At 38.6% G+C, this 15908-nt stretch carries 14 protein-coding genes; 11 read left to right on the top strand and 3 right to left on the bottom strand.

What is annotated here, in order from left to right:
- Positions 1-235 precede the first annotated feature (235 nt).
- Both AAHB15_RS04070 and AAHB15_RS04065 read left to right on the top strand, forming a co-directional pair.
- A complete protein-coding gene (locus tag AAHB15_RS04070) occupies positions 236-457 on the top strand; it encodes an SHOCT domain-containing protein (protein WP_342041777.1) in 222 nt (73 codons plus the stop codon).
- 267 nt (positions 458-724) lie between these two features.
- Positions 725-1129 carry a DoxX family protein gene (locus AAHB15_RS04065; protein WP_098530700.1) on the top strand — a complete coding sequence of 135 codons (405 nt, stop codon included), beginning with the start codon at positions 725-727 and terminating at the stop codon, positions 1127-1129.
- Between the two features lie 107 nt (positions 1130-1236).
- Here AAHB15_RS04065 and AAHB15_RS04060 read toward each other — a convergent pair whose 3' ends face one another.
- On the bottom strand, positions 1237-1800 hold the full coding sequence (locus AAHB15_RS04060) for a GNAT family N-acetyltransferase (RefSeq protein WP_335573891.1): 564 nt from the start codon (positions 1798-1800) through the stop codon (positions 1237-1239).
- A gap of 203 nt (positions 1801-2003) precedes the next feature.
- Between AAHB15_RS04060 and AAHB15_RS04055 the strand changes: the two genes are divergently transcribed.
- The 8 genes from AAHB15_RS04055 to AAHB15_RS04020 all read left to right on the top strand — a co-directional run bounded on the left by AAHB15_RS04055 (position 2004) and on the right by AAHB15_RS04020 (position 13564).
- Positions 2004-3224 (top strand): ATP-grasp domain-containing protein, encoded by a 1221-nt coding sequence (locus AAHB15_RS04055; RefSeq protein WP_342041776.1) that lies wholly within the window; start codon positions 2004-2006, stop codon positions 3222-3224.
- A 14-nt stretch (positions 3225-3238) separates the two neighbouring features.
- Complete coding sequence (locus tag AAHB15_RS04050; RefSeq protein ID WP_342041775.1) at positions 3239-5227, top strand: hypothetical protein; 1989 nt, start codon at positions 3239-3241, stop codon at positions 5225-5227.
- 105 nt (positions 5228-5332) lie between these two features.
- Entirely contained in the window at positions 5333-6367 is a 1035-nt protein-coding gene (gene argC / locus AAHB15_RS04045; protein ID WP_335573894.1) for an N-acetyl-gamma-glutamyl-phosphate reductase, read from the top strand.
- 12 nt (positions 6368-6379) lie between these two features.
- The gene (gene argJ, locus AAHB15_RS04040; protein WP_342041774.1) at positions 6380-7609 is read left to right on the top strand and encodes a bifunctional ornithine acetyltransferase/N-acetylglutamate synthase; all 1230 of its coding nucleotides are present in this window, start codon (positions 6380-6382) and stop codon (positions 7607-7609) included.
- A 16-nt stretch (positions 7610-7625) separates the two neighbouring features.
- Positions 7626-8399, top strand: coding sequence for an acetylglutamate kinase (gene argB / locus AAHB15_RS04035; protein WP_342041773.1), 774 nt, complete (start codon positions 7626-7628; stop codon positions 8397-8399).
- A complete protein-coding gene (locus AAHB15_RS04030) occupies positions 8396-9574 on the top strand; it encodes an acetylornithine transaminase (RefSeq protein WP_335573897.1) in 1179 nt (392 codons plus the stop codon). Before argB ends, AAHB15_RS04030 begins: the two co-directional genes overlap by 4 nt.
- 392 nt (positions 9575-9966) lie before the next feature.
- On the top strand, positions 9967-11796 hold the full coding sequence (locus tag AAHB15_RS04025) for a hypothetical protein (RefSeq protein ID WP_335573898.1): 1830 nt from the start codon (positions 9967-9969) through the stop codon (positions 11794-11796).
- 163 nt (positions 11797-11959) lie between these two features.
- Positions 11960-13564 (top strand): amidohydrolase, encoded by a 1605-nt coding sequence (locus tag AAHB15_RS04020; RefSeq protein WP_342041772.1) that lies wholly within the window; start codon positions 11960-11962, stop codon positions 13562-13564.
- A gap of 194 nt (positions 13565-13758) precedes the next feature.
- On the opposite strand, the gene AAHB15_RS04015 is transcribed toward AAHB15_RS04020, so the two are convergent.
- Positions 13759-13968 (bottom strand): hypothetical protein, encoded by a 210-nt coding sequence (locus tag AAHB15_RS04015; RefSeq protein ID WP_335573900.1) that lies wholly within the window; start codon positions 13966-13968, stop codon positions 13759-13761.
- Between the two features lie 209 nt (positions 13969-14177).
- Complete coding sequence (locus tag AAHB15_RS04010; protein ID WP_342041771.1) at positions 14178-14393, bottom strand: alkaline phosphatase; 216 nt, start codon at positions 14391-14393, stop codon at positions 14178-14180.
- A 276-nt stretch (positions 14394-14669) separates the two neighbouring features.
- On the opposite strand from AAHB15_RS04010, the gene AAHB15_RS04005 reads away from it, so the two are divergent.
- Positions 14670-15656 carry a metal-dependent hydrolase gene (locus AAHB15_RS04005; protein WP_335573902.1) on the top strand — a complete coding sequence of 329 codons (987 nt, stop codon included), beginning with the start codon at positions 14670-14672 and terminating at the stop codon, positions 15654-15656.
- Positions 15657-15908: the final 252 nt, after the last annotated feature.

Here is a 15908-nt window from a genome sequence, read left to right as displayed (position 1 = left end):
TACTATGCAACAATACTTCCTATATCTTAATAATAAGTAATGAAATTCTTAAATTTTTATTAATTGTTCATACCTAGTTTAGATTATTACCGTTTAAAATGACTTTTTTTATAAATTCATTCTTTAATATTTATTAATAATTTTTTTAGAATTTGTTTATTGGCAGTTTAGAAAAAAGGGTTAAATTTAGGTGTGTAAGGATCATTCAAAAAAATAATGAAAGGCAGGAATGTTTATGTTTTGGGGTTATCATCCTTTTCATCCGATCTTCGGAATTCTGTTCTTTATTTTACTTTTTAGCTTCCTCTTTCTAAGAATCTTTATGTGGCGTAGATACCGCTACCAAGGTTGCTTTGGTGGAAGAGAAGATGCATTTTCTATACTTCAAAAACGCCTTGTAAATGGTGAGATTAATGAGGAAGAATACCTTCGATTGAAGGAAGTATTAAAGAAATAACCTATATAAAATGATAAGAGCAGTGGGTTTCAGAATCGAAATCACACTGCTTTTAACTTTTAATGGGAAATTTAATATTTGCCATTAAATGTGGACTAAGATGAGGTCTTTTTACTCTAGTCATTCCGTGGTTTAAATAGTAATCTTACAAATAGGCTAGAATAAGGAATGGATTATTTACCCAAAATAAGTTTTTCATTTCTTTAATGGATATACATTTTAATCACTTAAAGCGGAAGAGGGTAAAGTATGACTGAAAATATAATGTTGGTTAATATCGGGCTATTAATCATTCGGCTGGTTATTGGGCTAACCTTTTTTGGACACGGCGCACAAAAGTTATTTGGCTGGTTCGGTGGTCCTGGCATTGCCGGCATGGGAAACTGGCTTGAAACACTCGGGCTTGAAAAAGGAGCAAAAGTCTGGGCTACGCTGGCAGGCCTTTTTGAATTGATAGGCGGATTACTTTTCGCTGCAGGTTTTCTTACATGGATTGGTGCGATTATGATTGTTATCGTAATGATTGATGCTATTTTTACCGTACATGGCAAAAATGGATACTGGATGACCAATGGCGGATTTGAGTATAATCTCGTTTTAATTGCTGTTGTCATCGGCGTAGCTTTGATTGGCCCGGGTGACTATGTTTTGTTTTTTAATCTTAATAACTAAAAGAAGCTGACGATTGTCAGCTTTTTTATTATTCATTAATTAACACTGCACCTATTTATGTGTACGTTCACAATATCAATATTAGAAAAAATATTAAAAAACTATAACTAAGCTTTACTATACGCTAGTTCCTTTTTCCTAAGAACATCTGACACAGGCTGGGGATCTCGCCCATATAATTCTCTGGCTTTATAAGCATGCACACCCTCATATATAGCATGCATCTTGTCATAAACCCATTTTTCTGTTTTAGTAACTGGAGACCAACAAAAAATGTCCATTTTATTTAACTCATTTGTAACCAAATGGATTCGTTCATAACGAATAGAATTCATCTTTAAAAAACCATTTTTCTCATAGAATTGTATTCTTTTTTCTGAGTCAGGATCTATAAGAGTAACTGGTTCAACTTCTAGTATGATCGCTTTCCCCTTTTGTTTCAGTTGGTCAAGAATCCTACTGCCTCTCCCATTTCGACGGTTGTTTCGGGCCACTAGTATGTAATCTATGAAGATAAAATCAGACATTTCGAAATAAACAAGTACAAAGTCTTGACTTTCCTCTAATTGATAGATTCCTTGTTTTTCGTTAAAAAGGATTTCAAAATGCTTTCTCGATTTCATTTCTCTTTCTGGAAAATAGTCTGTCAATCTAGCATACCAGTTGTTCATTATATTACCCCTTTGCCCGATTTTTTGAAATAACATCTATTTTGATGTCTTCCCTATTTTAGTAAATCAATGTAAATAATTTGTTAAAGTCGTTTGAAGTATTTGTACAATTTATGTAAATCTGAAAATTTAGATATTAATTTTTGCTAGAATAAGGCTGTTATGATCTTTTAATTAATTCAAAAATAGGGAGAGTTATTCAGATGAAACAGAACAAGGGTAAAATAACGGCATTGCTGGGCTGGAGCCTGCACGCAATCGAAGCGATTGACAAAATGAATCGACCGTATGTGGTTGTGGGTCCACCTGAATTTCAAGAATTTGCTGACACCCATGGTATACATCTTGTCCCATGGGTATTTGAAGATTTACAGATGCGATCAGAAGAACTCTATGAAAAATTAAAGGATCTCAATACTAAAGTTGCCGTACCGATTTACGAGGAAACCGTTGAATGGGCTGGTGCTTTAAATGCAAAGTTAAACAAGAACCCACGTATTTTCCATAAATCTCTGCTACTCCGTGACAAAGGGTTGATGAAGCGGAAAGCCCAGATGGCTGGCATCCGTGTGGGAGTATTTGCGGAAGCTGAAAACAAGGATGATATCTATCGATTCTTAAATAGAGTAAACGAGGCATTAATTAAGCTTGACGGCGATTTGAATGACCCGATACATGTGAAGCCATATAATAAAGCGGGTACAGTTGGCCATCGAATGATTCGGGACCGACACGAGATAGAACAAATTTGTGATTCTGAATTTCCGCTCCTTATGGAAAGCCACCTTGATGGTCAGGAATTCTCCTGTGAAGCATTTATACATAATGGGAAAGTAAGGTTCCTAAATATTACCGAGTATGTAAAACTTGGTCACTCCAATTTTGTACCTGCATCACCTTCGCTTGAAGAATGGCGACCGATGATTAGGGAAGCGATTGAAAAGCTTGTAGATGCCTTTGAGATCGAATATGGCATCATACACCCTGAATATTTCATTGCCCCGGATGGAACTTTGAATTTCGGCGAGGTGGCCGCTCGTGTTCCTGGTGGTCATATCTTTGAATTAATCGAAAAGGCTTACGGATTCAGCGCATTTCAGGCACAAATTCTTTGCAGCGATCCGGATACAACCGAAGAAGAACTTGACACCTTTTTCCCTAAGGAAGTGGTATCTGCAAAGGGATATGCAGGCAGCTTGATGGTCTATCCAAATGTAACAATTATTGAAAAGCTTAATATCCCTGAAGATCTCAAAAACCATCCTTATTTTGAAAGACATGATATGTTCATTCCTGTTACCTCCAAAGTGGCAGAACGGGTGGGCTTTGGGAACCATTACGGAACGATTTTCTTCACCGGAAATGACAGCGAAGTGATGAGAACCCTCATGAAAAAGTATGAAAAATATGATTTTTACCTTTAGGAGGGAACAGTAGGATGACGACCCAGTCAAAAAAGAAAAGGATGAGTAAACTAACTGCTGTCTTAAAAAATAGATTTGACATTGCCCTAGATAGACTTGAGGAGGCAAAATCTTTCGCGAAAAGCATGTACCAGACAGACGTTTTTCAATTGGCGATTGAACTTGCTGAATCAGAGGATGGACTTGCCATTCTTTATGCAAATGCCCCTCGCTTTGACAAATCGGGTGTCTTCCTTGGCGGACCATGGGAAGATCCTGCAAAAATGCAGCCCCCACTTGCCGGCGGTTCACTAAAGCTTAAAGGTGTCCAATCCATTATAGAATTGTTAAGTGAAATGAGAATGCTTGCAATTGCCAAAAGGGAATACATTCACGAAAGTTTTAGTGCAGAAGAGGCAGGCGCTTTTTTAAATGAAATCCTTGCACTAAATCTCGACCTTTTATTCCCGCCAGAAACGGAAGAAAACCGCATTCAATTAGATGATCACATAATTCGAGCACGGCGCTTGTTCCAATACCTGGGTCAAGAACTTTCGTTTAAGGCAATTGTTGATAAAATTGCTGAGGAGATTGACCGCCTGACCGTTCAGCGCCCGATTATGACTGGACGGATTTTAAACATGATTCACATGTTTGAACCCTTAATTGAAAGTGTACAGGATGAAAAAACTGCGGAAGCTCTTAAAAAGTACTCGCGTGCTGCCAATGGTCCAACACCACTAAGTAAGGATGTGTCGAATCAAAGGGAATATAGACTTGGATTATCGGAGGCCTTTGCTGATGAACTTGAGGCTGAATCCAAGATGTTTGCAGGATCAATGAAAGAAACCGGGCTTGTTTCCCCCCATCACGCCGTACTGTTGCGATTCCTAAATAGGAAGAACCCTGACTTGATTCCTGTAGCCCTTGATTTATCAGAAACAGGAGCGGCTAGCTTTAATGCCAATCGAGAACTGATTCACGATATGATTCAGCTGTCAATCTTTCCTGAAACACGGCAAGCAATATATGGGCTTGCAGGAATGCTTGACCGCGGTGTTCTTTCGCAGGATCATCTGCTGCCGGCCATCCGTCGCCTGTTTGAGCTCCCAATCCATTCTGAGGTTAAGCAAATTCTTTCAAAGCCTGAATTTGAACGGTGCGGTATTAGTCTAAATGGTGTGCTCGTTGCTGGGGTAGTTAGTGTTCTCGGACAGCCGCTTGGTGTCGGACAGGGTCTGAATCCAACCTGTCAGTCAGCAAGAGCCATATCACTTTGGTCTCAGCATGGAATCGGACAGCTTTTAGAGTACATTGCCCGTGCCGCCCGTGATAATGATATTGACATGACATTTGAAGGTGAGTCAATCCACTCCAGCCTCATTACTGGTGGAGTTGCTGGAGAAATCCACCAAGATTTGGATCCTGTATCGATTGTTCTAGTATCCCACCTCGATAAAATATATAACGAAATGATGAAGCGAACGCTCCTGCGTGGAGAAGACGGACATAAGTGGGTGAACCCGGAATTTTACGGTGAGTGGATTCCCAAAGGCTTTATAAATGTAATCAATCCACTCACACTACAAGTCGCCAATTACTCCACATTCGTCCGGCTGTTCTATGCCACACACCATCCGGATTATAACGAAGGGTACGAATTGATTTATCCAAATCCTGTGGGAATTTTCATCACAAACGTACACGGGGTTATGCTCGGTCTTCATGCCGTATCCATTCAAAGGATTAAAAAAGATCATAACGGAGATTACCGGATTTATTTTTACAATCCGAACAACGACAGTGGCCAAAATTGGGGACAAGGCATTGAGCCAAGCGTTTCAGGTTACGGTGAAATTAATGGTGAATCTTCCCTTCTGTTTCATGAATTTTTATCTAGAATGTATGCCTTTCACTATAACCCATATGAACAGGGGGATATCTATATGGTTGAAGATAGCCTTGTTGAAGAAGTGGAAGCACTGGCCAAAGACAGCTGGGGCAAAAATTATGTATGGGCATAAGAAAAGTGCAAGCGCACGGTTAGCAGTGGATATTGTGTGGCGCTAAAGCTAAACAGTTATCAAAGTTGAGACTTAAATAAACGTACTGTTTCGAGGAGGAGCGTTTTGAAAGTATCTATTATTGGCACTACTGGATATGGTGGTGGCGAGCTTTTTCGCATTTTACATCATCACCCTGTATTTAGTATACATTCAGTGCATACGACCAGAGATGAGATTCCTTTGTATGAAGAGTTTCCACATTTGAACGGAATAACAGGTTTAAAACTTGAACATATTGATGTGGAGAAGATTGCCAGTCACTCAGATATCGTTTTTTTAGCAGCTCCTTCAGGTGTATCTAGTAAACTTGTTTCTGCCTTTTCGGAAACAGGAATTCAAATTGTCGATCTATCCGGTGACCTGCGGCTTACCGATGGACAAGTGTATAAAAAATGGTATAAACACGAACCAGTAAAAAGCAGTTTATTGGAAAAAGCCGTTTATGGGTTGAGTGAATGGAATAAAGAAAAAATTATAGATGCTAAATTAATTGCGAATCCTGGCTGTTACCCTACAGCAACGTTATTGGGTCTTGCGCCAGTGGTAAAAGAAGGATTGATTGACCCGGATATGATCATCATCGATGCAAAATCTGGTGCTTCCGGAGCTGGAAGATCTGTATCTAAAAGCCTTCTATTCTCGGAAATTAATGAAAATTTTCGCATCTATAAGGTAAACGAGCATCAGCATATTCCTGAAATTCAACAGCAATTGAATAAATGGGATGCAGGAGTTTCACCTATTACTTTCAATACCCATTTGCTGCCAATCACAAGAGGAATCATGGCTACCATATATGTAAAGCTTTCAAAAAATATGAATACTGCTAGAATCATTGAATTATATAATGAACAGTATTTGAGGAATCCGTTCGTAAGGATCAGGCAGAATGGAAATTTCCCTTCTGTAAAAGAAGTTTCTGGATCGAATTATTGTGATCTTGGCTTACATGTTGACGAGAGAACAGGAAGGTTAACGGTTGTTTCTGTCATCGATAATCTCATGAAAGGAGCTGCCGGTCAGGCGGTTCAGAATGCCAATTTGATGAATGGATTAGATGAGAAAACGGGATTAGAGTTTATTCCCATGTACCCTTAAGGAGGATCTGGAATGCCACTATTGTTAAAGGATAAAATTGTTGAAATTGAAAATGGGAATATCCTATCACCACAAGGTTTTACAACAGCAGGGGTCCATGCCGGCCTCCGCTATGCTAAAAAGGACTTAGGGGTCATTGTAAGTGAAATCCCGGCTTCAGCAGCAGCAGTTTATACGACTAATCAATTCCAAGCAGCTCCTTTAAAAGTGACTCAAGAAAGCATTGCGTGTGAAGGTCTCTTACAGGCAGTTGTGGTAAACAGTGCATGTGCCAATGCTTGTACAGGAGACAGAGGATACATGGATGCATTAAAAATGCGTTCCTTAACATCTGAAAAATTCGGCATCAAAGAAAATTATGTAGCCGTTGCATCGACTGGTGTGATTGGTGAGTTTTTAGATATGGAAAAAATCGCAAATGGAATTCAATCCTTGTCACCTGGTAATTTAAATAGTGATGCCGTTGATTTTCAAACGGCTATACTGACTACTGATATCGTGATGAAAAATTGCGGATACTCAAGCGTAATTAATGGCAAAACCATTACGATTGGCGGAGCTGCAAAAGGATCGGGAATGATTCATCCGAACATGGCTACCATGCTTGGTTTCTTAACAACGGATGCAGCCATCTCCTCTGAGAATTTATCAGCTGCCTTAAAAAATGTAATCAATCAAACCTTTAATCAAATTACCGTAGATGGAGATACGTCTACAAACGACATGGTTCTCTTTATGGCAAACGGTCTGGCCGGTAATGATCCATTAACACCAGAACATCCTCATTGGGAAACCTTTGTTGAACTTTTAACAAAAGCTTGTGAGAATTTATCCAAGCAAATCGCAATGGATGGAGAAGGTGCTACTAAGTTAGTTGAAGTGGAGGTTCTAGGTGCTGACACTCCTGAAGAGGCAAGATTTATCGCCAAACAAATAGTCGGGTCAAATTTAGTGAAGACTGCGATATTTGGAGCAGATGCCAACTGGGGAAGAATTATTGGTGCGATTGGGCAGACAAATGCAGTAATTAATCCTAATACAGTTGATATAGCCATAGGCCCTATTAAGATGCTTCATAATAGTGTACCTTGTATGTTTTCCGAGGACGAAGCACGAAGCTATTTAAGTCAGCCATTTATAAAAATATTCGTTGATCTGCATGTAGGGAACGGAGCCGGTAAAGCATGGGGCTGTGACCTATCTTATGACTATGTCAAAATCAATGCCAGCTATCGTTCATAGGGGTCGGTGATAATAGGTGAAATATATTGTGATCAAATGCGGCGGAAGTGTGTTAGATGAGTTAACCACCTCTTTTTTTACAAGTCTTTCCGAACTGGAAAAGCGTGGTTTTAAAATAGTCTTTGTTCATGGCGGCGGCCCTGATATAAATGACATGCTAGACTTATTTCGTGTAAAACCTCAATTTGTAAATGGACTTCGTAAAACAGATGAGCAAACACTAAAAATAGCTGAAATGGTTCTTTCCGGTCAGACGAATAGAAAGCTTGTGGCCATGCTTCAGCAGTACCAATTCTCTGCGATTGGGATCAATGGAAGTGATGGTGGTTGTTTACAGGCTAATTATATAAACCGTAAACAACTAGGGTTTGTTGGAAAAATCAGCAAAGTAAATACAGAATTCTTAGAACTTGTTGTTAATCGGAACTATATCCCTGTTATTACCCCGATAGGAATAACTGAAAACGGTGAAAAACTTAATATTAATGCAGATTACGCAGCTGCAGAGGTGGCTAAAGCCCTTCATGCAGAACAATGCCTATTTGTTACCAACGTGGATGGTGTATTCATTGAGGGATCACTCGCCAGTTCCCTTTCCAAGAAAGAGGTTTCTACCTTTATTGTCAATGGTGAAATAACCGGCGGAATGATTCCAAAAGTTCAATCTGCCCTTAATGCTGTGGAAGAAGGCGTCGAAAGCGTTATAATAGTGTCCGGTAAAAAAACATTTTTTGAAAATGGCAAATGGCACGGGACGAGAATTTATCAAAAGGAGCCGATCACAAATTGAGTTATTTATTTCAAACCTATGCACGCTGGGAGATTGAACCTGAATCAGCGAGCGGCAGTACTTTGACAGATAAAAATGGGAAAAAATATCTCGATTTTACTTCAGGAATCGGCGTCTGTAACCTTGGACACCGCCCGAAAAATGTTGAAGATGCGGTAGTTAAACAACTTCATCAATATTGGCACGTGTCGAACCTATTCCAAAGTGAAAACCAAGAAAAAGCCGCAAAAATACTTGCTGAAGCCGCTGGGCTGGATCGGGTGTTCTTTGCTAATAGCGGTGCAGAAGCAAACGAAGCAGCCATTAAGCTCGCACGTAAAGCAACAGGAAAAACCAAAATTATTACTTTTAAGAATTCTTTTCATGGTCGGACTTTTGCAACTATGTCAGCGACCGGACAAGATAAAATCAAACACGGATATGGACCCATGCTCCAAACATTTGTCTATGTTCCCTATAACGATATGGAAGCTGTTAAGAATGAAATAGGATATGATGTTGCAGCAGTTATGATGGAAGTTGTACAGGGTGAAGGCGGGATTCATGTAGGTGATAAGGATTTTTTACAGGGTGTTCAAGAGCTTTGCAGACAACATGGTGCCCTTTTCATCATTGATGAAATCCAAACTGGCATTGGCCGAACAGGGAAACCATTTGCCTTCCAACATTTTGACCTAGCCCCCGATCTTGTTACATCAGCTAAAGGATTAGGAAGCGGATTTCCTATCGGCGCTGTAATAGGGAAAGAAAAATATGAGCCTTTTTTTGGTCTGGGAAGTCACGGCTCTACCTTCGGAGGAAATCCTGTCTCGATTGAGGCAGCTATTGCTACAATGGATGCTATTTTTAAAAAGAAATTTTTAGAGACGGTTATTGATAAAAGTGAGTTTCTCTTTAGCCAACTACGGAGTAACCTAAACCATTTAAATATTATACAGGATATTAGAGGTATTGGATTGATGGTTGGAATTGATTGCAAGGTTCCCGTGCCACCGCTTTTAAGTGGGCTTCGAAAAATGGGGCTACTTGTATTGCCGGCAGGAGAAAAGGTCATCCGGCTATTGCCTCCGCTAACCGTATCAAAAGAAGAACTGAAATATGGTGTTTATATTATAAAAGAAATTCTAGAAAAAGAATCCCTGGCAGCCGATAAGCAGGAGATTATTATTAAATAACCAAAACAACTAATGGACCCGAGATAATTTCGTGGTCCTTTAGTTGTTTGGGCTTGGTTAAAACAATATTAAATCGCGATATTAGCAATAGAAGTGTGTTACCACCTAAAAAAAAGATATTATCAATTGCTATATTCACTATTCTGTGTTAAATTAATCAATAATAATTTGAATTTAATAAATATTCCAATAATTATTTGTTTGAAACTTCACACTCCTGTCATTTGAATATCTTCTGTTCGGGTGGTAATGTGGTCGATAAATAACTAGCTAACAACCACACCACTTCCCGGTCTCAACGTTCTATTTGTTTTTTTCTCCACATTAGTTATTCTCTATTTATTTTGTCAATATGATACTGTAAAGGCAAAAAGCAGAGAAGGGATGGATATATGGGACTTTTTCTATTTACTTCAGAGGATTCGTTTCAAAGGGCCTTTTATCAGTTATGGAAAACTTCCGCATTAACTAAAAGTTTATTTCAACATGCAGTTTTTGAAGAAGCTGCAGCCCTTCTCAAGGAACCGTACGGATTGGATACGATATACAAATATGCACATCTCTTTGATGAAGCCGGGGTATTTGCAGGGAAGCCATGGGAGAATGTCCGCAAGCTTAATCCCCCTCTAGTTAGAGGTACTTTGCATGCCGGCGGAATCATTGCAGCAGCTGAAGCAATGAGCAATCTCAGAATCCTCTCCATTGCCAGAGGTGATTATGTGCATCCAGAAATGTCTGCTAAAGAAGCAAGTGAATTTTTGACAAAGGTCATGGCTTTAAATCTAGACCTCCTTTTAATGAAGGAAACCGAGGAAAATCGGGTAACACAGCTTTACAAGGACAAACAGGCTTCTGAAATTCTAGGATTTATCTCAGACCATTGTTTTTCTTCCCATGTTTTTCAAACTTTGTATCAGGAAGTAGATAATCTCGCTATCCAAAGGCCTATCGTAACAAACAAAATCCTGAAATTAATTGCTAATGCCAGAAGATTAGCCAGCGGCCAGAAAGTTACGGATTCGAGCTTGATGAAATACGAAAATGCCATCTATTCTCCAGCTGATTTGGCAGCCTCGGCTCGAAAAAGTTATGAAAATAAATTGAAGGCCAGTAATGATTTATTACTTATCAAAGAAGCCGAGCAGCTGCGTGAATCCATGAAGGATACTGGTCTTGTTTCGCCCTTCCATGCATTATTTTTAAAATTTATAAATAAAGAAAAGCCAGATTTGCTGCAGAGCTTGTTGGCTGTGGACAATACAGCTAGAGAAAACCTTCGCTTGAATTTGCCTTTTGTGTCTTCATTAATCACTTCATCCGTTACAATGAATACTAGGAGAAGCATTTATGGTTTAATGTGCCTTCTGCAACGGAATGTTTTTACGAGCGAAATGATAAGTGAACTAGAGAAACTTGTAAAAGTTCCTATACACGATCGGATTAAGAATAGGCTTATAAACGTTTATAAAATATTAGATTTATCTGCACTTCGTTCTCTTATTGTCTCAGGAATGATTAGTGTCTTAGGGCAGCCCCTAGGTATTGGCCAAGGTTTTAACCCAACATGCCAATCAACAAGGGCACTCAGTTATTGGTCACAAAAGAATCCTGTCACGCTGCTCAAATTGTTTAATGATTTTGTGGAACATGGAAAAATCACGATTCCTTTTGAGGGAAGACCGATATCTTCAGATACGCTTCCGCATGTCTCACTAGACGACGAGGATAATATTGATACCGTCTCACTACTCTTGATTCCTCATCTTGATTCTATTTATTTTGAAATGTTAAAGGCTGCCAATGGACGCGGGCAGGATCCCCATAAGTGGATCAATCCCTCTTTTCATATAAATGGAGTTTGGAGCGAGTTTTCAGATATCTATAGTGACTCAGACTTTAAGGCACGGTTTTATCGGCACTATCACCCTTCGGAGAATCCATATGTTAATGAAGGACTTCCCCAGCCCGCAGGGATTACCATTTACAATCAATCTGGTCAAGTGCTTGGTGCCCATGCAGTACTTATTCAAAGAGTCTGCCATGATCCTAAAGGCTGCATTCGTGTTTACTTTTATAATCCAAATAACGATAGTCTTCAAGTATGGGGAAACTCCATTAGAACAAGTGTTACAGGGAATGGTGAGCGTGATGGAGAGTCGTCCCTCCCTTTTGACGATTTCCTCTACTTCTTATATGCTTTTCACTTTCCAAATCAAGAGTAATACCTCTCACATGTTGTTAGTAGTTATCCCTGCTATTTGTTTTAAACCCTAGGTTACTTCAATAGGAGTCATCTAGGGTTTTAAAAAATAATCCCCAGCTTTTTTATAAAATCTTTTAATCCCTTTTTACTAGATTAAAACTTTTAGAGAGGAAGATTATCCAATGACGATTCATAAACAATCTGTCCGGACTTTTATCAATGGGAAAATTTTTACGGCTAATCTGGAACTACCATATGCAAGCACCATGATTGTACGAGACGGCAGCATTGCGTGGATTGGTGAGGCATTAGATTTAGAAAACATTGAAGGAGATTGTGTGGATCTTAAAGGTCAAAGAGTGCTTCCTGGTCTTATTGATGCCCATATGCATCCTTTGTGGCTGGCGAATGCATCCACCCAAATCGCCTGCACCCCTCCATTAGTCAATTCCATAGCAGATTTAATTGAACAAATTCGGAATTCATGCCAATCCAATGAAACAGGTAAATGGATTGAAGGCTGGGGTTATGATGAAGGGAAATTATCAGAAGGAAGAGCGCCAACACGCTGGGATTTAGATGAAGCCGCAGCGGATATTCCGATTATCATTAGTCGGACATGTACCCACATTGCTGTAGTTAATAGCAAAGCATTGGAGTTAGCAGGTATTACTAGAGATACCCCAGATCCACCAGGTGGAAAAATCGACCGTGATCAAAATGGTGAACTTACAGGAATTTTACGTGAAAATGCAAAAGATCTCGTCCTTCGTATTATGCCTGCAAAATCTCTTGAAGAAAACGCTGCGTCACTTTCAGAATTAGGTGATTTTCTGCTTTCACATGGAATTACTGCCATTACAGACCTTTCGAGCAGAACCGAGCCGATTGATTACCTAGAAATGTATCAAACAGCTGCCGAAAAAGGACTAAACCAACGTACTGTTCTCTATTATCTGTGGGATGATTTAAAGGACAAACCTTTATTGTTACCAGATAAAATCAAAAGAGAAAATCAAATTCGCATTGGCGGTATTAAGTTATTTTCAGACGGAAGTGTCTCTGGAAAAACAGCTTGGGTCAATCCCCCTTTTTTAGGGGAAGAAGAAAATTACGGCATTCAAACGACTACAAAAGAAGAGTTATTAGCTGCAGCCACAGCAGCCGAACAAAACGATATTCAATTAGTTGTCCATGCAATGGGCGAGCAAGCAATCGAATTAATCATTGATACTTTCTATGGCAAAAAAGGCTGGCTTACCGATGGTCCTTCTATTAGGATCGAGCATGCAGCAATGCCAACACCTCAGGCTATTCTGCGTGCTGCTGAAACGGGCATTGCCTTTGTGACACAGCCCATATTTGTTTTTGCAGAGATTGAGAGCTATTATAAGAACCTCGGATTTGAGCGTACAAAGGAAACCTATCCGATTCCATCCATGCTGGAGGCAGGGATAAAAGTGGCTTTTTCTTCTGATGCACCTGCTACTGCCTGGGCTGATCCCGTAAATCCATTTGTCGGGATCAAATCTGCTGTGACGCGCTTGGCTTATAATGGCGCAGATACTGGACAAAAACAAAGGATCGATGTAATTACCGCCATCATGCTTTACACAAAATCCGCTCAAGAAATCACACGGATTCCCCATGTTGGGCAGCTTGCAGTTGGCAATCATGCTGACTTTATTGTGCTTAATCAGGATATCTTGGAAATTAGCATTGACATGATTGATACCGTTCTGGTTCAAGAAACTTATTTAGCTGGAAATTTAGTTTTCCAAAGATAGTCTTTTCGATAGGTAAAATTGCTTTATGCTGATAGTTGCTTCTTAATCCATATTTCTTTAGATGCCCTTCAGACTGTATCTATGTAAGTGGTACCCTCTAAATGGATACAGTCTCAAAGTAAGAATATGCTTAATAGGAACGAACACAATACTAGCCATTTATACAGCCATTAGAATAGAAAACGCTTCTCACTCTAAAGAGGCTTATCTTTCTCTGTTATAAACCATCCATCACGTTTTCTTTCTATATTAAAAAAATCCTCATTAAATTTTTCTCTAAGTACTTTATATTCCTCATTTTCATATTTAACCTGTGCAACTTTAATTTTCTCTACTGTTATTTCTGGTTTTTGGACTTCAAAAATTAGGTTATCAATAATAAAAAAAGTTTTCTTACGTTCCATTTTCCCACTTCCTTCACCTAACTATTTCATACATATAAAATTTGTCAAATATGAATGAACCCTTTTAATTTTTTTGTAAAATTCAAGCTCTAATTTTACGTGTATTTTACAAAAAATCACAAAAATCGAATCCTCCAGTAAGTTAATGAATCGACTTGGACTTTTCAAACCAACTAATTATTTTAAGTCTAGCTTTTTATATACTTTTTTTAATCTATAATCTGAAAAAGAATTTTTGCAATATCACTGTTTTCCATTCTTCCACTGAACAAATGTCTATTTAGGCCATACACATAAATGGGAACATCCTCTCCCGTATGTCCTTTTGAAGTCCAGCCTGTACTCGAATAGTGGTTGATGAGGTTAATCAATACTTGCTGTGTACCTTCTACTTCCATTTCTAACGTTGATTGTATCAGTTTCAAATCCGCATCATTAAGAGAAAAGTGTCTTTTAAACAAAAAAAGGCTGGGATAATGAGGTAATGCAATTGTTTTACAAAAAATAAAAAATTCCGTATTAAATATACAGAATTTTTACCATTTTTTAACGATATCTCAAGAAGAAATCGACTAATTATCTAATAAAATTAAGGGACTTAGTATTTGGAGGGAGTGAATTATCGAGAAATCAAGATTCAGAATAAGGCCTAATTTCTTTGAAAATTTTAAAAATCAAGATTAAGGCTAAGGAGTGATAGAGTGGATACTTTTTCTCACGTTGTTATCGGCTTTGGCGTAGGTGCACTAGCTCAGCTTGATCCCGCCGTCTCAGCTAATGAAACCTTATCACAAGCAGTCATTTTAGGTACTGTCATTGGTTCTAATGCACCAGATTTTGATTTTTTTTATCGTTTGAAGGGAAAGGGAAATTATTTACGGAATCACAGGGGCCTGTCACATTCACTACCTGCGCTTCCTTTATGGGGGATTCTTGTTTCTGGTATGCTGTATCCATTCTTCACTAGCACCTCGTTTTTCCATCTATTTTTATGGACATTTTTAGCCGTCATCCTTCATGTGTTTTTGGATCTATTCAATGTACACGGAACACAAATATTTCGGCCTTACTCTCGAAAATGGATTACCTTTGATGCCGTTCCTTTATTTGATCCTTACATTCTGCTCCTCCATTTTCTTGGATTCGGTTTAATCTTATTCTATCAAACAGGGATTACCTTTCTTTTCATTTATATATTCCTATTTTTCTACCTTGGGATCCGCACTATATCTTCCATATTAACGAAAAGACACCTACGGAATTATTTTATTAATGCTATAAGAATCAAACTAATCCCCCGTATAACGTTGTTTAAATGGGATATTTTGATTGAGACTGAAGAAGATTTCCTATTTGGCATTTTTTCACTAAAAGGTTTAACCCTTGAACATTCCCTTACCAAAAAGATCAACTTTCCGATTTTGGTCTCAAATAGTCGACATGACCAGAGAATTTCAGACTTTCTTGCCGGTACTAATTATGCGTATCCATTTGTTGATGTAAGAAAAAACGGTTATTTGGTCTCTTGGAAGGATCTTCGTTTTCGCACAAAAAGATTTTTCCCTGCACTTGCCATTCAGTTTATTTCATCTGATTTCAAGAAAAAGAATAGCTATATTGGCAGGGTTAATTCTTTAAAGCAATATAAGAAAGTGGTAAGGAATCTAACCAATAGCTCTTCTTCTTAAAACTAAAAGACGATGGCCACAATGTGTGGTCATCGCCTTTTATAATGGACCACAGACTCTGGTGACATGACGATAAAGTTAGTAAAAAAATATCATACGAAATCTATACATACTTTTTACAAAATGTTAATAATGAATCAACCAATTCCTAATATAATTTAGAGTAATTTACTATATTTGGAGGGATAAATTAAAAATTCAATTCTACCCTGTCTCAAATGGCGTTTTCAACATTTGCCAACAATAAGTAAC

Origin of the sequence: Bacillus sp. OTU2372, from assembly GCF_038440275.1 — a bacterium.
Classification (GTDB): domain Bacteria; phylum Bacillota; class Bacilli; order Bacillales; family Cytobacillaceae; genus Neobacillus; species Neobacillus bataviensis_B.
Note: the sequence above shows the minus strand (reverse complement) of the source record. Positions and strands in the feature narration are given on the sequence as shown.